The following is a 21,892-nucleotide window of genomic DNA, read 5'->3' on the forward strand; positions in this document are numbered from 1 at the left end:
CCTAGCGCATCACGAACGGATCAGGCATGGGCGCCTGGGACAAGTTGATCCACACCGTTTTCAGTTCGGTGTAGGCCAGTACCGAATCGATGCCGCTCTCGCGTCCATAACCGCTGTTCTTGAAACCACCGATGGGCGCCATGGCCGACACCGCACGGTAAGTGTTGACCCAGATGATCCCGGAGCGCACATCCCGGGCCAGGCGATGGGCACGGCCCAGGTCGCGGGTCCAGATGCCGGCGGCGAGGCCGAACTGCGAGTCGTTGGCGATCGCCAGGGCCTCGGCTTCGTCCTTGAAACGAATCACCGACGCCACCGGACCGAAGACTTCTTCCTGCATGATCTTCATCGAGTTGCGGTCGCATTCGAACAGTGTGGGCTCATAGAACCAACCTTCGCCCAGGTTCTGCGGACGCTTGCCGCCCAGGCGCAGGCGCGCGCCTTCGGCGATGGCGTCGGCCACCAGGCCTTCGACCACGGCCAGTTGCTGCGCGGTGGCCATGGGGCCCATTTCGCTGGCGTCTTCCTGGGGGTTGCCGATGCGGATGCGCTGGGCCCGTTCGACCAGGCGCGAGACGAACTCGTCATAGATTTCGTCCTGCACCAGCAAGCGTGAACCGGACACGCAGCTTTGGCCGGATGCCGCATAAATCCCGGCGATCGCACCATTGATCGCACTGTCGAGATCGGCGTCGGCAAAGATGATGTTCGGCGATTTGCCGCCCAGTTCCAGCGACAGCTTGGCGAAGTTCTCGGCGCTGCTGCGCACCACATGGCGGGCCGTGGCGGCGCCCCCTGTGAAGGCGATCTTGCGCACCAGCGGATGGCGTGTGAGGGCCGCGCCGGTGCTGGGGCCATAACCGGTAACGACGTTGACCACCCCCGGTGGAATGCCGGCTTCCAAGGCCAGGCGAGCCAGCTCCAGGACCGTGGCCGAGGCGTGCTCGGACGGTTTGATCACGATGGTGTTGCCGGCCGCCAGCGCCGGGGCAAGCTTGATCGCGGTCAGGTACAGCGGGCTGTTCCAGGGGATGATCGCCGCGACCACGCCCATGGCCTCGTGCACGGTATAGGCGAACAGGTCCGGCTTATCGAGGGGCAGGGTACCGCCTTCGAGCTTGTCGGCCAGGCCTGCGGTGTAGTGGAAGAACTCTGGCAGGTAGCCGACTTGGCCACGGGTTTCGCGAATCAGCTTGCCATTGTCGCGGCTTTCCAACTGGGCCAGTTGTTCTTTGTTCTCGGCGATCAGGTCACCGAGGCGGCGCAACAACTTGCCCCGTGCGGTGGCGGTCAAGCCGCGCCAGGCCGGGCTGTCGAACGCGCTCTGTGCCGCCTGGACGGCGCGCTCGACATCGGCTTCGTCGGCGTCGGGCAACTCGGCCCAGGGTTGGGCCAGGGCCGGGTTCAGGCTTTCGAACGTCTTGCCGGCGAGGGCATCGACCCATTCACCGCCGATGCACATCGAAAAGCGTGCGAGTGTCATGCAACGATCCCCTTTATTTGGTTTTGTCGGGCGTTTGCCGTGTCGAGAAATTCCAGCAACAGCTGGTTGACCAGGCGCGGCGACTCTACCGGCATCATATGCCGCTGTTCGGCGAGTACGGCAACGCTGGCGCCGGGAATGCGCTCAGCCAGTTGCCGGGCCATTTCCGGTGTCGAGCCGGGGTCCAGTTCGCCGGTGGCGATCAGTGTCGGCACCTGGATATTGCCCAGGTCGCCGGCGCGGTACATGTCCTGGGTGGCGAACAATTCATAGGTGGTGAGGTAGCCCTGGGGATCATTCTGCGCCAGGGTCTGGCGCAATGCGGCAATCTGCGCCGGGTTGGCTGCCTGGTATTCACGGCTGAACCAGCGCGACAACGCCGCCTCGGCATTGGCGTCCGGCCCATGCTCGGCGGCCTGGGCGGTGCGGGCGATGACTCCGGCGCGCTGTTCGGCGCTGCGGTTGAATACACTGTTGAGCACCACCAGGCCTTGCAGGCGCTGCGGGTAATGCAAGGCAAACGCACGGGCCACCAGGCCACCCATGGAAAAGCCGATCACCGTCGCCTGGGGCAATTGCAAATGGTCGAGCAGCTCCAGCAACTGGTCGGCGTAGCCCAGCAACGCGGTACCGCTTTGCGGACGGGGGCTGGCGCCATGGCCGAGCATGTCGTAGGCAATCACCCGATATTGCGTGGCCAGGCCAACGACCTGGCCGCCCCACATTTCTTTGTTCAGGCCCACGCCATGGATCAGGACCACGGGTTGGCCTTGGCCGGTTGCCAGGTAGCTGGTGCCGGCCGGGGTGAGTTCAGCGGTGAGCCGAATCATGGAGCGCTCCTGCATGCCTTTTTTATTGTGGTTGCCCAGGCTGGATCACTGCGCATTCTCGGCGGCCAGTTCTTCCAGGTCGATGTAGCGGTTGCCAATGCGCGGGTGCAGGCGGCCGCCATCGGCGCAGCCCAGCACCACGACGATTTCGTCGGCGCGGGGGGCGTCTTCAATCTGCATTTCCAGGGTGATGTAGTGCGAACGCAGGCCTTCGTCGTCCTTGTGCATCATCGGGATCTGGATCGACGTGCCAGGGCCACCGCGCTTGTTGGTGAAGCTCAGGTAGCTCTTGGCCTTGACCGCTTCACGGTAGTGGTTGCCAAAACGCAGGGTGTGGATCACGGCGGAGGCGTGTTCGATTTCGCCGTCGGCACCGACCACCGCGGCCTTGCCGTAGGCTTGGATCTTCTCGGCACCGCCGATGATGCTCACCAGGCGCTCGACCATCAGTGCGCCGAGGTCAGAGCAATTAGCGCGGATTTCCGGTTTCAGGTCTTCGACGAAACCGCGGCCCAGCCAGGGATTTTTCATCACGACCGCCAGCCCGACCATGGTCACCGGTTTGTCGGTGGCCTTGCCGCCTTCGATGAAGGTTTCTTCGACATAGCTGACGATCTTGCGAATTTCGAAACTCATGAGCTGCTCCCTGGGGTGGGTGGATAGGTCTTTGCGTATGATGGTATACCATAATACTGTGGGTGCAAGGGGTGCTATTGAGTTTGTGCGAAGAGAGGCGACGGAAGGCTCGTTTCCCCCGAAGTCCGACGGGTCAGCTATCGTTGAGCTAAGCCCGGCGTTTGCGTTGGGTATAAATTTCCCCTTTTCAGGGCATTCCACGCCGGCTTCCCGCCTGCGTGCACCGATTCGACCCGTTTGTGGCATTGATGCCGGAAATTGAAATAAACGTTTCAGCCTTCAAATAGCTTTTCGTCGCAAAATCGAAAATAAATTTCGCTTTTCTGTCGTTCTGCGACGGTTTTTCCAGCATTGGTTCGATGCACCGCACTTAGGCACAGCCCTTGCTACGACACCAACACCAGAGAACCAGCCAGAGGTATTCGATACGTAGATAAACAGGGGGGCGCACGTCAACCGGACGCAAAGGCCTGATCAGAGACCCATGCCGAAGAGGTATTCAAGAGAACCAGGGCTCATAAAAAGGCAAGGCCGTACTGAGTGGAATGACGACGTAATAAGAAATGCCGTGTACGACACGGCTGGGAGTTGGCTATGCCCCACGCTTTTTTTAACGAAATGTATGACGCCCAGGGTGACTGCCGCCCGCATTACCAAGCCTTCTCGCGCTGGCTGGCGGACACACCGCTTGAACTGCTTGAACAACGACGCCGCGAAGCCGACCTGCTGTTCCATCGCGCCGGTATCACCTTCACCCTTTATGGGGACGAGCAGGGCACTGAACGGTTGATTCCGTTCGACATCATCCCGCGCAGCATCAAGGCCAGTGAATGGCAGATGGTCGAGCGTGGTTGTATCCAGCGGGTCCAGGCCCTGAACATGTTCCTGGCCGACATCTACCATGGGCAGCACATCCTCAAGGAAGGCATCATCCCGCCTGAACAGGTGCTCGCCAACGAGGGCTACCAGATTGCGATGCAGGGCCTGAACCTGCACCGGGGCATCTACGCCCATATCGCCGGTGTCGACCTGGTGCGCGACGGTGACGGCAGTTACTACGTGCTGGAAGACAACCTGCGCACCCCCAGCGGTGTGAGCTACATGCTCGAAGACCGCAAGATGATGATGCGCCTGTTCCCCGAACTCTTCGCCGCCCAGCGCGTGGCCCCCATCGATCATTACCCGAACCTGCTGCTCGACACCCTCAAGAGCTCCAGCCCCCTGGAAAACCCCACCGCCGTGGTGCTGACCCCGGGACGCTTCAACAGTGCCTATTTCGAACACGCGTTCCTGGCCCGTGAAATGGGCGTGGAGCTGGTGGAGGGGGCCGATCTGTTCGTGCGCGACGACCATGTGTACATGCGCACCACCGCTGGCCCCCGGCAGGTGGACGTGATTTACCGTCGTCTTGACGATGCCTACCTCGACCCACTGTCGTTCAACCCCGATTCGATGCTGGGCGTGCCCGGGCTGATCGCTGTGTACCGGGCGGGCAACGTGGTGCTGGCGAACGCGGTCGGCACGGGCGTGGCCGATGACAAGTCGATCTACCCCTACGTCGATGAAATGATCCGCTTCTACCTCACCGAAGAGCCAATCCTGAAGAACGTGCCCACCTGGCAGTGCCGCAAGCCCCAGGATCTGTCCCATGTGCTGGCCAACCTGCCGGATTTGGTGGTCAAGGAAACCCAAGGCTCCGGCGGCTACGGCATGCTGGTCGGGCCGGCCGCCAGCGCGGCGGAGATCGAAGATTTCCGCGCACGCCTCAAGGCCCGTCCCGAAGCCTATATCGCCCAGCCGACCTTGAGCCTGTCCACGTGCCCGACCTTTGTCGAGAGCGGCATCGCCCCGCGTCACATCGACCTGCGTCCGTTCGTGCTGTCGGGCAAGGAAACGCGCCTGGTGCCCGGCGGGCTGACCCGCGTAGCGCTGCGCGAAGGCTCGCTGGTGGTGAACTCGTCCCAGGGCGGCGGCACCAAAGACACTTGGGTAGTGGAGGACTAAGACATGCTTTCAAGAACTGCTTCGGACCTCTATTGGATGTCCCGCTACCTGGAGCGCGCCGAGAACCTGGCCCGCATGCTCGAAGTCAGCTACTCACTGTCGCTGATGCCCCAGGCCGGACGCAGCGACGGCCATGCCGAACTGGCGATGTCGCTGCTGGCGGCCGGTACGCTGGACGACTACAACGCCCGTTATGACGCGCTCAACACCGAGCGCATGCTGCATTTCTTTGCCCTGGACGAAACCAACCCCGGCAGTATCTACAGCTGCCTGCGAGCCGCGCGGACCAACGCCCATGCCGTGCGCGGGCGCATCACCGCCGACATGTGGGAAAACATCAACGCCACCTGGCTGGAAATGCGCAACATCGCCAGTAACGGCCTGGGGCGCTACGGCATCAGCCATTTTTGCGAGTGGGTCAAGGAGCGCTCGCACCTGTTCCGTGGCGCGACGTCGGGCACCATCATGCGCAACGATGCCTACTGTTTCATTCGCCTGGGGACCTTTATCGAACGGGCCGACAACACCCTGCGCCTGCTGGACGCCCGCTACGAGATGTTCGGCGAGGAGTCGGAGGAGGTCAGCGACAATTCGGCCCGCGGCTATTACCAGTGGAGCGCCTTGTTGCGCGCGCTGTCTTCGTTCGAGGCGTTCAACGAGATCTACCGCAACGCGCCCAATGCCGAGCAGGTCTCCGAGATGTTGCTGCTGCGGGCCGACGTCCCGCGTTCGCTGCATGCCTGTATCGAGGAACTGGACCATATTCTCGCCAGCTTGCCGGGCAACAACGGCCGGCCGGCGCAACGTCTGGCCGCCGAGCTGAATGCACGCCTGCGCTATTCCGGAATCGACGAGATCCTGGCGTCGGGCCTGCACCAATGGCTGACCGACCTGATCGGTCAGATCCGTCACTTGGGCCAGACCGTCCATGAATCTTATCTGGAGGTCGTATGAAACTGTCCATACGCCACGACACCACCTACAGCTACGCCGACGAAGTCTGCACCAGCATCCAGTTCTTGCGTCTGACCCCCAAGGACAGCCAGCGCCAACGCATCCTTGAGTGGCACTTGGAGCTGCCGCGGTTGGTGCGCAGCCAGATCGACCCTTATGGCAACATCCTGCACGTGATGACCATGGACGAACCCCACGGCGCCTTGGTGCTGACGGCTTATGGTCAGGTGGAGATCGATCGGACGGTAGAGATGGAGGGGGACAGCCAATCGCCGTTGCCGTTCCTGCGTACCAGCCGTCTGACCCAGGCGGATGACGTGCTCAGTGCCTTCGCCGTGGAGCAATGCGGAGCCCGGCGTGATCGAGCGGCGCTGACCGACTTGATGAATGGTCTGGCCGCCCGCATGCCCTACAGCCCGGGCACGACGGCTGTCAGCAGCACCGCCGCCGAGGCGTTTGCCGGGGGGAGCGGGGTGTGCCAGGACCACACCCATGCGTTCCTGGCCTGTGCACGCAGCCTGGGGATTCCGGCCCGCTACGTCTCCGGTTACCTGTGCACCGAAGATGAAAGCCACCTGGCGAGCCACGCCTGGGCCGAAGCCTGGCTGGATGATGGCTGGTACAGCTTCGACGTGACCAACCGCCTGACCCGCCCTGACCGACACCTGAAACTGGCGATCGGCCTGGACTACCTCGACGCCTGCCCGGTCCGCGGCATGCGTCGGGGTGGTGGGGCGGAACAGATGCAGGCGCGGGTGCAGGTGAGCTCGATGGTGCAGGTGCAGCACCAATAACAGCACAGGCCTCATCGCCAACACCCGATCCCCTGGGGGAGCGAGCTTGCTCGCGATGAGGCTGGCCCCTTCAGCATTAATGCAACCCGACCCACCGCCATCGCGAGCAGGCTCGCTCCCACACTTGGAATGGGTGCTGGACACAAATCTTGTATCCACCCGAGAACCCTTGTGGGAGCGAGCCTGCTCGCGAAGACGGCAGCCCATTCGACATCCCCGCCAACTGACCCACCGCCATCGCGAGCAGGCTCGCTCCCACACTTGGAATGGGTGCTGGACACAAATCTTGTATTCCACCCGAGAACCCTTGTGGGAGCGAGCTTGCTCGCGAAGACGGCAGTCCATCCAACATCCCCGCCAACTGACCCACCGCCATCGCGAGCAAGCTCGCTCCCACACTGGAATGGGGGTGGACACAAATCTTGTATCCACCCGAGAACCCCTGTGGGAGCGAGCCTGCTCGCGAAGACGGCAGCCCATTCGACATCCCCGCCAACTGACCCACCGCCATCGCGAGCAAGCTCGCTCCCACAAAACCCTCACGCCCTCTACACCCTCAAAAATGAAGCTTTCATGACAAAAGTTCGGTAGCACATCGCCATTCCCGTCATGCCTGTGTGACGTGTTCGAGGGGACCTTTCAGGTCGTTTGGAGCCGGGGCGCGAAGCCGGGAGTGAGGCGATGGGGACTATGGAACGCTATTCGAAAGTGGGCATGCAGGAGCTTGACCAGCGGCTGTCGAAGATCGTCGAGGCGGCGCGCAAGCAGCCGGTCTCGGTGTATCGCTACGGCGCGCCGTGGGTCTGGATCGTTTCCCAGGATGACTGGCAGGGCGCGCTCAAGGAAGTGTCCAGCTACATTCCCCAAGGCCATTCACTGGTCTTGCTGCGTCCGCAGATCGACGATCTGCTGGATGACCATCGCGATGTGCTGCAGGGCCTCAACGCCGGTGCCCAGATGCTGATCGCACCGCAAACCGCCATGCACATCCTCCTGCTGCAACTGCTCTATTCGGTGCCCAGCGAGCAGCAACTCTACGAACAACTCAATTACAACCTGCTGTTCCGCTGGTTTGTCGGCCTGGACCTGAACCAGAAGGTCTGGAGTTTCAACGTCCTGAGCAAAGACCTCGCCACGCTGCTGGGCGATGCACGGGCGGTGCGGCTCATCCAGAAAATCATCGGTGAAGTGTTCTGTGGCGCCTTGCTGCAAATGCCGGAGTTCTCCTTGAACTTCGCGCTGCTGCACACCTGGCTGGCCCGGCACGCCACGACATCGACCATAAGCAATTGAGCCGTACTTTGAATTCAGGGGGTGGTGTGGAGCATTTCTTCAAATCGCGGCCGGCGCTGTGGGGCTGGCTGTTGCTGGCGGTCGGGGGGCCGTCGGCCTTTGCCGCCGAAGGAGGGCAGGAGGCCGAAGCGGCGCCGACGCGCCTGGTGGACGTGAACGAGTATTTCGTGCGTGGCAACACCGTGCTCGATGCCCGGGCCATCGAGGAAGCGGTGTACCCGTTCCTCGGTCCGCAAAAGGCCTTGAGCGACATCGAGGGTGCCCGGGAAGCCTTGCAAAAAGCCTATCAGACCCGTGGTTATCAATCGGTGTTCGTCGAACTGCCGGAGCAGAAAGTCGAAGACGGCATCGTCTACCTGCAAGTCAGCGAGACCAAGATCGGTCGGGTGCGCGTGGTAGGGGCCAAACACTATTCGCCCGTTGAAATCCGTGATGATGTGCCAGCGCTGAAGGAAGGCGAAGTACCGGATTTCGCCCGGGTCCAGGCAGAGCTGGCGCTGTTGAACAAGACCCCGGGACGCCAGGTCATGCCGCTGGTGCGCGAAGGCCAGCGCCCCGGGACGATGGACGTGGACTTGCAGGTCGAAGACCAGAACCCCTGGCAAGCCAGCCTGGGGCTGAACAACGACTATAGTGCCGACACCGAAAAGCTGCGCACGGTCGCCAGCCTCGGCTACAACAACCTCTGGCAACTGGGCCACAGCGTTTCGCTGACCTTCTTCACTGCGCCCCAGGACACCGAAAACGCCAAGGTCTGGTCGGGTTCCTACACCGCGCCGCTGAGCGAACGCTGGAGTGTGCAATTCTCGGGTTACCAATCCGACAGCAACGTAGCCACCGTCGGCGGCAGCAACGTGTTGGGCAAAGGGCATTCCTACGGGGTGTCGGCGATCTACAGCCTGCCGTCCACCGGGGCATGGGCCAACAGCTTTTCGGTCGGGGTGGATTTCAAGGACTTCGAGGAAGAGCTGAACCTGGGCGGTGCCAGCGACAAGGCACCGCTCAAGTACGCGCCGTTCACCTTCGCCTACAACGGCTTTCGCTACACCGAACACAGCCAGTTGGGCCTCGGCCTGAGCCTGGTGGCGGGCACCCGGAGCCTGCTGGGTTATGGCAGCTCCGACGAAGAGTTCGACTACAAGCGCTATCGCGCCAGCCCCAGTTTCGCGGTGCTCAAGGGCGACGGCAATTACACCTTTACCTTCGGCAATGACTGGCAGACCGCTTCCAAGGCGGCCTTCCAACTGGCCTCCGGGCCGCTGGTTTCCAACGAGCAGTTCTCCGCCGGTGGCGCCACCTCGGTGCGCGGTTATCTGGCCGCTGAGCGCACCGGCGATGACGGTTACCTGCTGTCCCAGGAACTGCGTACCCCGTCCCTGGCCAAGTTCCTCGGCAGTTATGTCCAGGAGTGGCGCTTCTATGCCTTCGCCGAAGGCGCGCAGCTGTATTTGCGTGACGAACTGCCCGACCAGGAAGCCGACTACAGCCTCGCCAGCGTCGGCCTCGGCACCCGCGCGAGCCTGAGCAAATGGCTGTCCGGCAGCCTCGATTGGGGCTATCCGCTGCTCGAAGGGCCGAACACCTCGAAACAGGAATCGCGCCTGCACTTCAACCTGCAAGCGACGTTTTGAACCCAGGAGTCATGTCCATGCAACGCTTATTGTTATCCCTGTTTATCTGCCTGGGGCTGGTGCTTCCGGCGACCGCCAACGCCTGGTGGCAGGACGACTGGCATTATCGCAAACAGATTTCGGTGGACACCACGCCCCAGGGCGCCGCCATCGCCCAGGCCTTGGGCCGCACCGCGTTGCTGGTGCGCCTGCACACCGGCAACTTCACCTTCGACGGCGTCAAGGACGACGGCTCGGACCTGCGTTTCGTCAGTGCCGACGACAAGACCGTGCTCAATCACCAGATCGAAAGCTTCGACCCGTTGATGGGCATGGCGCTGATCTGGGTCGACGTGCCCAGCGTTGAGGGCGGCCAACGTCAGGACCTGTGGATGTATTACGGCAACCAGAAGGCGCCGGCCACGAGCAGCGGCCAGTTGAGCTTCGACCCGGACTACACCGCGCTGTACCACTTCGACGCTGCCACCGGCGTGCCGCCCAAGGACACCACCGCCTACGGCAACAATGCCCAGGGTGCAGCCGGCGTGAGCATCGACGGCGTGATCGGGCGGGCTTTGCAGTTCAACGGCCAGCCGCTGTTGCTGCCCGCCAGCCCGTCGTTGCAACACAGTGCCGGCGCGGCGTTCACCTTCAGCACCTGGCTGCGCCAGGACCAGGCCAGTGGCGAACAAATCATCCTGGCCCGTCGCGAAGCCGCCACCAGCCTGTTGGTCGGGGTCAACCAAGGTGTGCCGTTCGTAGCGATCAACGACCAGCGCGCGGTCTCGACCCAGCCGCTGAACCCCGGCCAGTGGCAGCACCTGGCGTTGACCGCCTCGGGCGACCGGGTCGTGCTGTACGTCAACGGACGTGAAACCGCGAGCCTCGCCGTGGCGATGCCGGCGTTCAATTCGCCGATCGCCTTGGGCGCTGACGTTGCCGCCGGTGCCTTCGCGCCCTTAAGCGGCGCCATGGACGAAGCGCGCCTGTCCAAGGTCGCCCGCCCGGCGCCGTTGCTGTTGGCCGACGCCAATGCCCAGGGCGCCGAATCGAAACTGGTGGCCTATGGCGTCGATGAAGAGCAGTCCGGTTTCGGTTTCGGCAGCCTGGGTTTCCTGCTCAACGCCGTACCGCTCGACGCCTGGGTGATCATTGGGGTGCTGGTGCTGATGATGTTCCAGTCGTGGATCATCATGATCCGCAAGAACCGCATGGTCAGCCGCCTCAGCGCCGCCAACGAAGCCTTCCGCGAGCAGTTCGCCAGGATCGGCACACGCCTGGAAATGTTCGCCGACGACCAGGACCTCGCCCAGCGCCTGCAACACTCGTCGCTGTGGCGCTTGTACCTGGTGGCCGTCAAGGAAATCCGCACCCGCCGCGAGCAGGGCGCTGACACCTCGTCGGTGTCAGCGGCCACCATCGAGGCGATCCGCTGTTCCATGGACGGCGTGCGCACCCGTGAGAACCAAGCACTGAGTTCGAAGCTCTCGACCTTGTCCAACGCCATCGCCGGCGGTCCGTACATCGGCCTGCTCGGCACTGTGCTGGGGATCATGGTGGTGTTCCTCGGCACGGCCATGGCCGGTGATGTGAACATCAACGCCATCGCCCCGGGGATGGCGGCAGCATTGCTTGCCACGGCCATGGGCCTGTTCGTCGCCATCCCGGCGCTGTTTGGCTACAACCGCCTGATCACCCGCAACAAGGAAGTCAGCGCCGACATGCGGGTCTTTGTCGACGAGTTCATCACCCGCCTGGCGGAGATGCACGGCGAAGGCCAGTCCGGTGAAGCGGCGCATCGCCGTAATCATCACGCCCAATCGTCCGTACCGGCCTGAGGAAATCGCCATGGCTAGCGTAAACGCTTCACACGATGACGACGATGACGCGGCGGTCGACAGCATCAACATCACGCCGCTGGTGGATGTGCTCATGGTGGTGCTGGTGATGTTCATCCTCACCGCCACGGCCCAGGTGTCGGGTATCCAGATCAACTTGCCCAAGGCCAGCGCTTCGGTGTCGTTGTCCGAGGCCAAGACCAAGGCGATTTCGGTGAATGACGGTGGACAAGTGTTCCTCGACGCCTACCCGGTGACCCTGGCCGAGCTGGAAGAGCGCCTGCGCATCGAAAAGGCCCAGAGCCCGGACTTCCCGGTGATCGTGCGAGGCGACGCGACGGTGCAGTACCAGAAAGTCATTGAAGTGCTGGACCTGTTGCGGCGCCTGGAACTGTCCCAGGTCGGTCTCGTGACCGGCAAACCGAGCCAGGGCTGATCATGACCGCCAGACTTCCCATTGATCCGCCCCCGGTGAAGACGTCGCCGCTGCGCCTGCTCAAGTGGGCCGCTGGCCTGCTGCTGGGCGCCGTGGCGGCCTGGCTGCTGTGGCAGTGGGCCAACGACATGAGTGGTGTACGGCGAGAGGCGCCAAAAGTGCCGACCATCATCCCGCTGCCGCCTCCGCCCCCACCGCCGCCAGAGAAACCCAAGGAACCTGAGCCCCAGGTCGAGGAAAAGGTGGTCGAGCCAGAGCCGACCCCGGAACCCGAAGAGGTCAAGCCCGAAGAAGAGGCGCCGCCGTCGCCGGTGGATGACCTGGCGAACCCGATGCAAATGGACGGCGATGCCCAGTCCGGCAACGACGCTTTCAACATCGGTGCCGGCAAGGGCGGCGGCATGGCCGGGGCAGGGGGCGGGCGCTTGGGCAATGGCACCTACAGCCAGTTCCTGGCGTTCACCTTCCAGCGCTTGCTGCGGGAAAACCCCGACTTGCGCAGCCTGGCGTTCTCGCTGCAGGCCGATGTCTGGCTCAGTGCCGTGGGCGAAATCACCCGGGTCGAGCTGGTCAAGTCCAGCGGTAACCCGCAAGTGGACGAGCAAGTGATTTCCGCCCTGCGTGCCGCGCCCCATTTGAGTGAACGGCCACCGGCCTCCCTGACCTTGCCCGTGCGCCTGTCCTTGCAGGGACGGCGACCGGGTTAACCGACTATTTGAAGTTTGCCAACAGGAGTTGTGTGCAGATGATTTCCAATGTGAATCGATTGTCGTGGGCGATCGGCCTGGTGGTCCTGAGCCTGGCCGGACACGCGGCCGCGGCCCCGGCGCCTTCGGAAAACGCCACGATCAATCTGATCCGCCTGCTGGTGCAGCAGGGCGTGTTGAAGCAGGACCAGGCCGACGGCCTGATCGCCCAGGCCGAGCGCGAAGCGGTGCAGGCCCGCCAGGCCGCCACGGCGGTTGCCGCAGCGCCGACCGGTGCGCCGGGGGACGTGCGGGTGCAATACGTGCCGAACATCGTGCGCGAGCAGATTCGAGATCAGGTCAAGGCTGAGGTCATGGCCACCGCCAAGCAGGAAAACTGGGCCCAGCCCAACACCTTCCCGGATTGGGTCTCGCGCATCAGTTTCGATGGCGACATTCGCTTGCGGGATGAGTCGCGCTATTACTCGGGTACCAATAGCAACGAGATCGTCGACTTTGCCCGGCTCAACGACAAGGGGCCCTACGACGTCAACCCCAACAGCAGTTCCAGCCTGCCGCCGTTGCTCAATACCCGCGAAGACCGGGAAAACCTGTTCCGCCTGCGCGCCCGCCTGGGCATGAAGGCCGTGATCGCCCCGCAATGGACGGCGGGCATCCGCATAGGCACCGGCTCGGACAACAACCCGGTATCCACCACCCAGACCCTCGGTGGCGGCTTTGGCAAAAAGGACATCTGGCTCGACCAGGGCTACCTGACCTGGAAGCCCTCGGACGAATTGACCCTGACCGGCGGGCGCTTCGCCAATCCGTTTTTCTCCACCGACCTGTTGTATTCCGGCGACCTGAATTTCGACGGCGTGGCGGCGAATTTCAACCACAAGCTCAATCAGGACTGGGGCGTCTTCGGTACTGTCGGTGCATTCCCGGTGGAGTACACCAACGACACCAGCACCAGCAACGGCAGTGACAAGGAAGAGAGCGACAACAAGTGGCTGTACGGTGCGCAACTGGGGGCCAACTGGGCCATCAACGACAGCAACCGGATCAAGGGCGCGTTGGCCTATTACCGCTTCGACGACATCGAAGGCCAGCGTTCTTCGCCGTGTCAGCCCTGGGCCGGTGATCCAGGCTGCGACAGCGATGGTTCGCGGGTAGCGTTCATGCAGAAGGGCAACACCGTGTTCCTGCTGCGCGACATCACGCCCAACCCCCTCAACCCGTCCACCACGCCGCAGCCGCAATACGTCGGCCTGGCCTCGGAATTCAACCTGCTGGACCTGAATTTCGCGTGGGACACCGATCTGCCCGAAGACCTGAAATTGCGCAGCCAGGCCCACTATGTCCACAACCTGGGGTACGACGAAGGCGAGATGCGCAAACGCTCCGCAGGGCAGTTCGCCAACAACCTGGACAGCGATGGCGAGGTGGAAAGCGGCGCCAACGCCTGGATGCTCCAGTTCACCCTTGGCAACTCCCTGGAGCTCAAGCGCGAGGGCGACTGGAACCTGTTCGCCGGCTACAAGTACATCCAGCCGGACGCCTTGCCGGACGGCTTCAACGATTCGTCATTCCATCTGGGTGGCACCAACGCCAAGGGGTATTTCCTGGGCGGCAACTATGGCCTGGCGAGCAACGTCTTCGCCACCGGTCGCTGGTTGAGTTCCGAAGCGGTGTACGGCGCGCCGTACGACATCGATGTCTTGCAGCTTGAAATCAACACGCGCTTCTAAGCGCAGGGAGGCCTCATGAAAAGGCGAGCCAAAAACCAATGCCCGGCCGCGTTGCTGGTACTGGGCCTGCTGCTCAGCGGCATGGCTCACGGCGAAGGGCTGGAGGAGCGACTACGGGCACAACTGCGCAGCACCACCGCGCAGTTGCAGGCCCTGCAAAGCGAGCAGGCCCAAGCCAGCGCCGCTCGTCAGGCTGCGGAGAGTCAGGCCAAGGACGCCCAGGCGCAGATCAAGCAATTGACTGCGCAATTGAGCAAGGCCCAGGCCCTGAACGAGCAACTGGCCGGGCATCAGCAAAACCTGCAAAGCCAGGCCCAGGCCCAGGTGGCGTCCAGCAACGAGCAGGTCGGCAAATTCAAGAAAGCCTACGAGGAATTGTTGACCCTGGCCCGTGGCAAAGAGACCGAGCGGGCGCGTTTGGAAGCGCAATTGAGCGAGCGTGACACACAAGTGCAGCAATGTTCGGTCAAGAATCAGCAGATGTACGAAGTCGCCAAGACACTGCTGCATGCCTACGAAACCATCGATGTGACCGACATCATGAAGATCCGCCAGCCGTTCGCGGCCAAGGCCCGGGTGCGTTTCGAAGAGCTGGCCCAAGGGTTTGGCGATGATCTCTACAAGAACCGTTTCGATGTGCCCCAGGCCTCGATCACTCACTGAACAGAACAAGGAAGAATCGAACATGACCTCAATGATTGAAAACGTCGGTGCAAAATCCCTGACCGAGTTGTTGCAGGCCGCGGGCTATCGGGTCAACGAAACCGAGCAGAACGGCATCGTGCAACTGCTCAGTGCCAGCCAGGGCATCGGTTTCGCCGTGCGTTTCGGCAATCCTGCGGCGACGGCGGGGGAATACCTGGACTTCACCTTCAGCTGTGCCTTGCGGGTGCAGGGCGAGTTGCCGGCCGGGTTGGCGGAACTGTGGAATGCCTCGCGGCGCTTTGCCCGGTTGTCGCTGCAAGGCGAGTTCCTGGTGATGGAAATGGATGTGGTGGTCGCGGCGGGCGTGAGTGCCGATCATCTGCGCAGCAACCTGGAGCTGTGGGACCGCCTGTTGCAGGAGTTCATTGTCTATCTGCGTGAGTACAGCCAGAACGCGGCGCGGGTGCAAACCCCAGCCGAGTCCGTCGAGGCGCCCTTGGTGGAGGCCGTCGCATCGTGAAAAAACCGACCTTCGTCATCAGCGCCGCGGCGCTGGGCCTGGTCGCCGTGGCGCTGGTGCTGGGCCTGCGGCCGGGCAGCGATCCGGTCGCCGCGGTGCAGACAGCCAGTGCTGTTTCGGCCGACGCACCGAGTTTGGCCCGCTTGGGCAACCAGCAGGTCAGCCCCGAAGAACTCAAGAGTTTGCTGGCCGCCCTGGCCCCCGAGGTTCGCCAGCAAATGCGTGGCAATCGGGCTGCGCTGGAGGGCTGGATCCGTGCCCGCCTGGCGGAAAAAGCCGTGTTGGAACAAGCCGATGCCCAGGGTTGGCGTCAGCGGCCCGAGGTGGAGCGGCAGACACGAGCGGCGGCTGAGCAGATTGTTTTTCGTGATTACTTGCAGTCGGTCAGCCAGGTGCCGGCCGGGTATCCCAGTGAAGACGAATTGAAACAGGCTTACGACGCCGGGAAAGCCAACTGGACCGCGCCGGCGTTGTACCGGGTCAGTCAGATTTTCCTCGCCGCCACCGAGCCGCAAACCGTGGAGGCGGTGCGCCGGCAAGCGCTGGAGTTGAGCAAGAAAGCCCAGGCCTCACCCGCTGAGTTCGGCGCCCTGGCCGGTCGTTTTTCCCAGGATCGCAGCAGTGCCGAGCGTGGCGGTGACAATGGTTACCAGCCGTTGCAGCAACTGCTGCCGCCGGTGCGCGAGGCGGTGGCACGCTTGAAGGTCGGCGCGGTATCGGACCCGGTGCAGAGCCCGGCAGGGTTTCATGTCATCAAGCTTACCGAACAACAACCGGCCCGAGAGGCGACCCTGGACGAAGTCCGCGAGCGCCTGACCCAGGCCCTGCGTGCCCAGCGTCAGGAACAGATCGCCAAGGCGTACCTGGACGGTATGCTCGACACCGCGACGTTGAGCATCGATGGCGCGCAGTTGAGCAAGGTGCTGGAGGAGGGGCTTTAACCGCGGCATTTTTCAGATGTGAACATCTTTGTGAGCTGAACACCTTTTGTGGCGAGGGGATTTATTTGTGGGAGCAAAGCTTGCTCGCGAAGCAAACGCCTCGGTTCCCGGAGAGACCGCGTCATCTTCATCGCGGGCAAGCCTTGCTCCCACAGATAAATCCCCTCGCCACAGGGAGCCGCGCTGAATCTGGAACGCCCACGCAGTTCCCGCTTATGCGTACCAACCGACAGGGAGTCACCCATGACCTTCATCGAGCCCGCAGGACGCCAGGCTGTCACCGCATACCGCACCCCGTTGCGTGCCCACGACCCGTGGCTGGCCATGGCCGGTGGTATAGAGCCGCAGGTGGCGCAGTGTTTCCTGGTCAGTGCCCGTTGCGGCTGTTTCATGCAAGCGGCCCGCAGCCTCAACGTCAAGGCGACCTGGCTGCGCAAGCAGTTGGCGCAGTTGGAGGCGCGGCTGCAACGTTCGCTGTTCAGCTTCCAGGGCAGCGCCTTGACCCTCAGCCGCGAAGGCCGGCAATTGCAGGCGCGCTTGATCAGCCTGGCCCACGAAAGCGCGCCGCCCTTGAACGATCAACCCTTGATTCGCCTGGCCGTGGCCGAGTCGATTCTGCATGACATCCTCGGGCGCGACCTGATTTCGTTATTGCGACGTAACGCCAGCGTGCGACTGCAGATCATCACGCTGGACAGTGAACTGGCATTGCAAGCCGTCAGCGCCGACCTGGTGCTGTGGTTGAGCGATGCCCACGCGTCGGTGCCGGGGCCGAGTTTCGCCACGTTGCCTGCGGAGCGGCTGGCGCGGCTGGACTATGTGCCGCACATCGCCAAGCGCTACTCACGCCCGGCCACGCGCCCGGACTGCCTGGACGACCTGAACGACTACATGCTGGTGCAATGGCAGGCGGACCGACACGTGGACGGCTTCGCACCGTGGAACGCCCTGATAGAACAACGCCGGGCCGGTGTGGTGCAGGTGCAATCCTACGAACTGATGCTGGAAATGATTCGCTGCAGTGCCTGCATCGGTCTCTTGCCGCACTACATGAGCCGCTTTGATCGAGGCCTGGTGGCGTTGCCGCAAGTGTTCGGCCTGTCGATGCAGCGACACTTGTGGATGGCCGTCAATGCCCAGGCCGAAGGCTCGCCAGAGGTGCAGATGCTGCGTGAGCTGATCCATCACACGCTGAATGAGCGCCGGGATTGGTTCCAGACCTGACCGAAAATAGACAGTAACCCGCTGTGGGAGCGAGCTTGCCCGCGATAGCGGCCGTTCATTCAACATCAATGCCGGCTGAAAGGGCTTCATCGCGAGCAAGCTCGCTCCCACCCTGGATCTTCAGTGGAGATAAATCATGTGTTCATACATTACTCATTGTGGGAGCGAGCTTGCTCGCGATGAGGCCGGCACATCCGCTACCACAGCCACCGCCCCACAGGTTTCCCCCGCAGCCTGACGCGGCTTATAGTGATCGGCCTTGTCGCGCCTCCAGGAAGGAGCCCCCATGTCCGAGTCTTCGATCACCCTCGCACGCTTCACTGAAGCCCACATCGCCGGTGTCACCGCGCTCTACAACGACCCGGCGGTGACTCGCCAGGTGCTGCAAATGCCTTTCCAGTCCACCGAAACCTGGCGCAAGCGCCTGGCGGCGGATGACGAGCGTTTGTTGAAACTGGTGGCCCTGCACGCGGGTGAAGTCATCGGCAACCTGGGGCTGGAGCAGTTTTCGCGGGTGCGTCGGGCCCATTGCGGCAGCCTCGGCATGGGCGTGGCTGTCGCCTGGCAGGGCAAAGGCGTGGGGTCGAGGCTGCTGGCCGCCGCGCTGGACGTCGCCGACAACTGGATGAACCTGCGCCGGGTCGAACTGACGGTGTACGCCGACAATGAAGCGGCCATCGGGCTGTACCGCAAGTTCGGCTTCGAAAGCGAAGGCCTGATGCGCGACTATGCCGTGCGTGACGGTCGCTGGGTGGACACGCTGGCGATGGCGCGGTTGCGTTGAGTCGTCCTAAGGGCAAACAAGTCAATGAGTCACTGCCTGCTCCGCTGCAACGTAGGTGAAAGAGGCCGTGCCGTTGAGGCTGGTGGCCGGTGTCAGGCGAATGATCGGTACGACGATATTCGGCTTGGTTGAGTTGTAGAAGTCGCGCTGGTTGTATTGGGCATCGGCCAGTCCCCAGGGGTATCCCGCAACGTAGAAGAACGCCAGGATTGGAAGGGTGTTGGGCTGTCCCGGCGCCCAGGTTTTGATAATGATTTCGTTATGCTCGTTGAAGACCTGAGCTGCATAGTTGGGATGGGTCGCCGCCAACAGGGCTCTGGCCCGCAACGATTCATGGAACGCTGGCGCGGCTAACGTATTGCGCTCATCGGAGACGTCGAATCCGCACTGCTGGCGATGAAGTTCGGCATTCGGGTTCGGGTATGTCCATACGTAGACCCATTGCTCCGCGATGGTCACGTTATGGTATTGGCACAAATTGCTGTGGTAGGGGTAATCAGCATGAGGGCCGCAAACCTGAGTTCTGCTTTGGGTATATCCATCCATTGGGTACGAACACATATAAAACAGATGTGCCTTGTCCACCGGGGCCTCCAGAAACGGATAGATGATATAGCCGTTTTGATAATTTCCACCAAAGGCATTGAAGTTGGTATCCGCCCGCAGGTAGGAAAAGGACACCCCTCCGTTGATTATCGAGATGGGGCTAGGATCCCAGACTTTATAGATGTTAGCGGGGTCTTTTACTGTGAGTCGGTGGGTCACGCCCGAACAAAGGAACGCGGGTTGAGAGTCGGTTCGATTGCAGTTAGGGAAATTGCGATGGTAGAGGGTGGTCAGATAGGCGGCGGTGCCTGGTCCATCGAGTATTTCCACGCCGTTGATGCGGGTGATTTCGGGCGGTTTTGTCGCAATCTGCGTGCAACTGACCAGCAAGCTGATCAACAGTAGGCCCATTGATCCATGGATCAGTTGCCGCAGTGTTTTGCCCATGCGCAGAGATAACGAAAGCTTCATTGAGTCACTGCCTGATCGGATGCGACGTAGCTGAAGGTGGCGCTTGCGGCAGCGCTATTGGCGGGCGTCAGGCGAATGATCGGCACCACAATCCTTGGATTGGTGGAGTTGTAGAAGTCCCGTTGGTTGTATCGAGCATCAGCCAAGCCCGCGTTGTCGCCTCCCGCAACGAAGAAAAACGCCATGATCGGAAAAGTGTTCGGCCGCCCCGGTGTCCAGGTCTTGATGATGATTTCGTTGTGCTCGTTGAAGCCTCTCGTTCCTAACAGGCCTTTGGCCAGAACAGATTGGTAAAACGCGGGCCCGGCCAGGTAATTGCGGTCATCCTGGACATCGAATCCGCATTGGCGCAGGTATTCATTGCCCCCCGGCAGCGTCCATACGCCCAGCCATTGTGCCGCGGTGGTCACGCCGGCCACATGACAGGGGCGGCTGTAATTGGGATAGTCCGCGGAGACACCACAAGGGGTGGTTCGATTCCAGGTCCAGCCATCCATCGGGAATGAGCACAGATAGTCCAGGTCAATCTTGTCAGGCGGTGCGCCGAAGATGGGATAGAGGATAAAACCATTGCCGTGCCCCCATGCCAGCCTTCCGAAATTGGCGTCGGCCCGTAGAAAAGAGAAGGACACTCCGCCACTGGTTATTGAGGTCGGACTGGGGTCCCAGACTTTGTATTTTTCTTCGGGGTCTTTCGCCGTTACCCTCAGGGTGATACCCGAGCAGAGGAATGAGGGCTGGGAGTCGGAAGTGTTGCAGTTGGGAAATCTGCGATTGTAAAGCGTGGTCAGGAAAGTGGCGGTTTCCGGTCCATTGAGCACCTGAACCCCGTTGACATTGACGACATCAGGCGGTGTCGTGGTGACCTGTGAGCAACCGACCATCAACGCGATTAACAGCAGACCTATTAATTTACGCACGGTACGTTCTCCCGCAGTGAAAAAGCAGCGTCAGGTATTGATCGAGACGGTGGTTGAGTTGAAAGCTCGAATCAGGCGATCAATCTCAGAAACCATGAAAAGATAATCCGCGTGTCGGTGCCGGTTTCCTTGAGTGTCCAGTTGACCATGATGGGTCTTCCGCGGTTTTCTGCTATCCAGGCAGGGGGCACGGCCAGGTCGGTTTGGCTGGTACCGGCTGTTATCCGAATTTCGTCACCGTAGCGAGCCGTCACGCCAAACAGCGCCATCCGGGCGGTATGCGGCGTGGACAGGACTGGATGGTAGGCCCTGAGATTGGTTTTGCTGCCGTCCAACGTTGGTTCGCGTAACGCGTGTTTTTGTGGCGTGACCGTAATGTCCAGGTCTGTGGATGGAATATCCGTATCCGTGCCAGGCAGCCTGACGGTATAGCGAACCTCCGCACCGGTGCCGATGCAATCCACCACTTCGTTCCTGGGCACCTGGAAGTTCAAGGTCTGTCCGGCAAAAGCGACAGTCTGGATCTCGCTACCGTAGGTCGAGTTACGCCCAATCCAAAACACTTTTACCGTCTGCCCGGGCGCTGACCCGATGTAGTTCACTTCGACGTTGGCGAATTCCGCATAGTAGAAGTCTCTTTCGAAGTTCAGGCGCTCGCCGTTGAGTTCCATGGCCTCCAAGACCATGGGTTTTGTCAGGTCGAGTGACGGTTGGCGAATATGCACATCGATGTAAGTGGTTCTCGACCATATCGCTTGCGGGCCACTGGAATTGCCCAACTGATCCGTGACCCGGAACCGCAAGGCGAACCTGGGATTGTCTTGCCAGAAGTCGGCGGTTCTCAGAATGATGTCGACTTTGCCGGCAGCGGCCTCGTTGGCATTGACGGTGTACGACATTTCCTGGCTGTCACGATCCAGTGTGATGACATCCCTATCCCTCATGTAGGGGTAGCCGAGGGTCACGATCACCCCTTGGGCGGCCCTTGCCGCATCCACGCCCTTGGTGATGACATCGGCTGGCAGGGCCAGGGACAGGTTCGGGTTGTCGCCGGGAGTCGTGACCTCGCCCCCCGGCTGTGGCCGGTGGAACAGTACGTTCAAAGGCCGCGATGTTTCGGGCTGTGTATGGCCCAAACGGAGTACGCTCAAGCGCATTTTGTTAATACCGTTGCTCAGCAGGGCACCCGGCAGGTTCAGCGTGAAATCCCGATTTTTTTCGCCCGGCATAATGGTTTTGTTCAAGACCGGGGTATCGGAATCGCCCAGCAATAGGCGGGCGTCGTCATGTTCCTCCTGCTCGATCCAGGGCCGCACCAGCAGCGGTAGCTCCCCATTGAGCAGTAAACGAAGCGGGACACCGCCGTCTGGGTTCGCTGGGTGTACAACCGACACCATCCCTACGATGATGGCGGGGTCAATTGCCAGGATCTCTTTATCTTCGTTCTGGTTGGTCATTTCGCCTGCTCCTGCTTGCCAAGCATCATCAGGTTTATCGTCTTGGCGGTTGCTCTATCAAACCTCCAG

At 61.8% G+C, this 21,892-nt stretch carries 20 protein-coding genes; 14 read left to right on the forward strand and 6 right to left on the reverse strand.

Annotated elements, in window-relative coordinates:
- Position 1: 1 nt before the first annotated feature.
- From AC515T_RS13755 to AC515T_RS13765, 3 genes are read right to left on the reverse strand one after another with little or no spacing between them, the layout of a single operon-like run.
- Complete coding sequence (locus tag AC515T_RS13755; RefSeq protein WP_496532930.1) at positions 2 to 1,483, reverse strand: aldehyde dehydrogenase; 1,482 nt, start codon at positions 1,481 to 1,483, stop codon at positions 2 to 4.
- Positions 1,480 to 2,313 carry an alpha/beta fold hydrolase gene (locus AC515T_RS13760; protein WP_496532931.1) on the reverse strand — a complete coding sequence of 278 codons (834 nt, stop codon included), beginning with the start codon at positions 2,311 to 2,313 and terminating at the stop codon, positions 1,480 to 1,482. The genes AC515T_RS13755 and AC515T_RS13760 overlap by 4 nt, the downstream gene beginning before the upstream one ends.
- A gap of 45 nt (positions 2,314 to 2,358) precedes the next feature.
- Positions 2,359 to 2,949, reverse strand: a complete 591-nt coding sequence (locus tag AC515T_RS13765; RefSeq protein ID WP_496532932.1) for an amino acid synthesis family protein — start codon at positions 2,947 to 2,949, stop codon at positions 2,359 to 2,361.
- Between the two features lie 594 nt (positions 2,950 to 3,543).
- Here AC515T_RS13765 and AC515T_RS13770 point away from each other — a divergent pair.
- From AC515T_RS13770 to AC515T_RS13835, 14 genes are all read left to right on the forward strand, one after another.
- The gene (locus AC515T_RS13770) at positions 3,544 to 4,953 is read left to right on the forward strand and encodes a circularly permuted type 2 ATP-grasp protein (protein ID WP_072347172.1); all 1,410 of its coding nucleotides are present in this window, start codon (positions 3,544 to 3,546) and stop codon (positions 4,951 to 4,953) included.
- 3 nt (positions 4,954 to 4,956) lie between these two features.
- Positions 4,957 to 5,907: an alpha-E domain-containing protein gene (locus AC515T_RS13775; RefSeq protein ID WP_003201699.1), complete on the forward strand. Its 951-nt coding sequence runs from the start codon at positions 4,957 to 4,959 to the stop codon at positions 5,905 to 5,907.
- Positions 5,904 to 6,701 carry a transglutaminase family protein gene (locus tag AC515T_RS13780; RefSeq protein ID WP_496532933.1) on the forward strand — a complete coding sequence of 266 codons (798 nt, stop codon included), beginning with the start codon at positions 5,904 to 5,906 and terminating at the stop codon, positions 6,699 to 6,701. The genes AC515T_RS13775 and AC515T_RS13780 overlap by 4 nt, the downstream gene beginning before the upstream one ends.
- 690 nt (positions 6,702 to 7,391) lie before the next feature.
- Positions 7,392 to 7,994 carry a transposase gene (locus tag AC515T_RS13785; protein ID WP_053125533.1) on the forward strand — a complete coding sequence of 201 codons (603 nt, stop codon included), beginning with the start codon at positions 7,392 to 7,394 and terminating at the stop codon, positions 7,992 to 7,994.
- Between the two features lie 68 nt (positions 7,995 to 8,062).
- On the forward strand, positions 8,063 to 9,625 hold the full coding sequence (locus AC515T_RS13790; RefSeq protein ID WP_496533136.1) for a ShlB/FhaC/HecB family hemolysin secretion/activation protein: 1,563 nt from the start codon (positions 8,063 to 8,065) through the stop codon (positions 9,623 to 9,625).
- Between the two features lie 17 nt (positions 9,626 to 9,642).
- Positions 9,643 to 11,442 carry a DUF2341 domain-containing protein gene (locus AC515T_RS13795; RefSeq protein ID WP_496532934.1) on the forward strand — a complete coding sequence of 600 codons (1,800 nt, stop codon included), beginning with the start codon at positions 9,643 to 9,645 and terminating at the stop codon, positions 11,440 to 11,442.
- Positions 11,443 to 11,452: 10 nt separating this feature from the next.
- Complete coding sequence (locus tag AC515T_RS13800; RefSeq protein WP_003201710.1) at positions 11,453 to 11,878, forward strand: ExbD/TolR family protein; 426 nt, start codon at positions 11,453 to 11,455, stop codon at positions 11,876 to 11,878.
- Between the two features lie 2 nt (positions 11,879 to 11,880).
- A complete protein-coding gene (locus AC515T_RS13805) occupies positions 11,881 to 12,585 on the forward strand; it encodes an energy transducer TonB family protein (RefSeq protein ID WP_063321357.1) in 705 nt (234 codons plus the stop codon).
- A 38-nt stretch (positions 12,586 to 12,623) separates the two neighbouring features.
- Positions 12,624 to 14,315 carry a putative porin gene (locus tag AC515T_RS13810; protein WP_496532935.1) on the forward strand — a complete coding sequence of 564 codons (1,692 nt, stop codon included), beginning with the start codon at positions 12,624 to 12,626 and terminating at the stop codon, positions 14,313 to 14,315.
- A 15-nt stretch (positions 14,316 to 14,330) separates the two neighbouring features.
- Entirely contained in the window at positions 14,331 to 14,978 is a 648-nt protein-coding gene (locus AC515T_RS13815) for a DNA repair protein (RefSeq protein WP_496532936.1), read from the forward strand.
- 22 nt (positions 14,979 to 15,000) lie between these two features.
- Positions 15,001 to 15,480, forward strand: a complete 480-nt coding sequence (locus AC515T_RS13820) for a YbjN domain-containing protein (RefSeq protein WP_496532937.1) — start codon at positions 15,001 to 15,003, stop codon at positions 15,478 to 15,480.
- Positions 15,477 to 16,421 (forward strand): peptidylprolyl isomerase, encoded by a 945-nt coding sequence (locus AC515T_RS13825; protein WP_496532938.1) that lies wholly within the window; start codon positions 15,477 to 15,479, stop codon positions 16,419 to 16,421. Before AC515T_RS13820 ends, AC515T_RS13825 begins: the two co-directional genes overlap by 4 nt.
- A gap of 243 nt (positions 16,422 to 16,664) precedes the next feature.
- The gene (locus AC515T_RS13830) at positions 16,665 to 17,645 is read left to right on the forward strand and encodes a LysR substrate-binding domain-containing protein (protein WP_496532939.1); all 981 of its coding nucleotides are present in this window, start codon (positions 16,665 to 16,667) and stop codon (positions 17,643 to 17,645) included.
- A gap of 286 nt (positions 17,646 to 17,931) precedes the next feature.
- Positions 17,932 to 18,429, forward strand: a complete 498-nt coding sequence (locus AC515T_RS13835) for a GNAT family N-acetyltransferase (protein WP_496532940.1) — start codon at positions 17,932 to 17,934, stop codon at positions 18,427 to 18,429.
- 21 nt (positions 18,430 to 18,450) lie between these two features.
- On the opposite strand, the gene AC515T_RS13840 is transcribed toward AC515T_RS13835, so the two are convergent.
- The 3 genes from AC515T_RS13840 to AC515T_RS13850 form a co-directional block, all read right to left on the reverse strand.
- Positions 18,451 to 19,446 carry a halovibrin HvnC gene (locus AC515T_RS13840; RefSeq protein ID WP_496532941.1) on the reverse strand — a complete coding sequence of 332 codons (996 nt, stop codon included), beginning with the start codon at positions 19,444 to 19,446 and terminating at the stop codon, positions 18,451 to 18,453.
- Positions 19,443 to 20,366, reverse strand: coding sequence for a halovibrin HvnC (locus tag AC515T_RS13845; RefSeq protein WP_496532942.1), 924 nt, complete (start codon positions 20,364 to 20,366; stop codon positions 19,443 to 19,445). Before AC515T_RS13845 ends, AC515T_RS13840 begins: the two co-directional genes overlap by 4 nt.
- Positions 20,367 to 20,437: 71 nt before the next feature.
- The gene (locus AC515T_RS13850; protein WP_496532943.1) at positions 20,438 to 21,823 is read right to left on the reverse strand and encodes a hypothetical protein; all 1,386 of its coding nucleotides are present in this window, start codon (positions 21,821 to 21,823) and stop codon (positions 20,438 to 20,440) included.
- Between the last annotated feature and the right edge of the window lie 69 nt (positions 21,824 to 21,892).

The sequence above is a fragment of the Pseudomonas sp. FSO-7 genome (assembly GCF_059579345.1).

What these genes read in the sequence shown, in the direction of transcription:
- AC515T_RS13755 (WP_496532930.1), bottom strand. Translation starts at nt 1,483, where the DNA reads ATGACACTCGCACGCTTTTCGATGTGCATCGGCGGTGAATGGGTCGAT.
- AC515T_RS13760 (WP_496532931.1), bottom strand. Translation starts at nt 2,313, where the DNA reads ATGATTCGGCTCACCGCTGAACTCACCCCGGCCGGCACCAGCTACCTG.
- AC515T_RS13765 (WP_496532932.1), bottom strand. Translation starts at nt 2,949, where the DNA reads ATGAGTTTCGAAATTCGCAAGATCGTCAGCTATGTCGAAGAAACCTTC.
- AC515T_RS13770 (WP_072347172.1), top strand. Translation starts at nt 3,544, where the DNA reads ATGCCCCACGCTTTTTTTAACGAAATGTATGACGCCCAGGGTGACTGC.
- AC515T_RS13775 (WP_003201699.1), top strand. Translation starts at nt 4,957, where the DNA reads ATGCTTTCAAGAACTGCTTCGGACCTCTATTGGATGTCCCGCTACCTG.
- AC515T_RS13780 (WP_496532933.1), top strand. Translation starts at nt 5,904, where the DNA reads ATGAAACTGTCCATACGCCACGACACCACCTACAGCTACGCCGACGAA.
- AC515T_RS13785 (WP_053125533.1), top strand. Translation starts at nt 7,392, where the DNA reads ATGGAACGCTATTCGAAAGTGGGCATGCAGGAGCTTGACCAGCGGCTG.
- AC515T_RS13795 (WP_496532934.1), top strand. Translation starts at nt 9,643, where the DNA reads ATGCAACGCTTATTGTTATCCCTGTTTATCTGCCTGGGGCTGGTGCTT.
- AC515T_RS13800 (WP_003201710.1), top strand. Translation starts at nt 11,453, where the DNA reads ATGGCTAGCGTAAACGCTTCACACGATGACGACGATGACGCGGCGGTC.
- AC515T_RS13805 (WP_063321357.1), top strand. Translation starts at nt 11,881, where the DNA reads ATGACCGCCAGACTTCCCATTGATCCGCCCCCGGTGAAGACGTCGCCG.
- AC515T_RS13810 (WP_496532935.1), top strand. Translation starts at nt 12,624, where the DNA reads ATGATTTCCAATGTGAATCGATTGTCGTGGGCGATCGGCCTGGTGGTC.
- AC515T_RS13815 (WP_496532936.1), top strand. Translation starts at nt 14,331, where the DNA reads ATGAAAAGGCGAGCCAAAAACCAATGCCCGGCCGCGTTGCTGGTACTG.
- AC515T_RS13820 (WP_496532937.1), top strand. Translation starts at nt 15,001, where the DNA reads ATGACCTCAATGATTGAAAACGTCGGTGCAAAATCCCTGACCGAGTTG.
- AC515T_RS13830 (WP_496532939.1), top strand. Translation starts at nt 16,665, where the DNA reads ATGACCTTCATCGAGCCCGCAGGACGCCAGGCTGTCACCGCATACCGC.
- AC515T_RS13835 (WP_496532940.1), top strand. Translation starts at nt 17,932, where the DNA reads ATGTCCGAGTCTTCGATCACCCTCGCACGCTTCACTGAAGCCCACATC.
- AC515T_RS13840 (WP_496532941.1), bottom strand. Translation starts at nt 19,446, where the DNA reads ATGAAGCTTTCGTTATCTCTGCGCATGGGCAAAACACTGCGGCAACTG.
- AC515T_RS13850 (WP_496532943.1), bottom strand. Translation starts at nt 21,823, where the DNA reads ATGACCAACCAGAACGAAGATAAAGAGATCCTGGCAATTGACCCCGCC.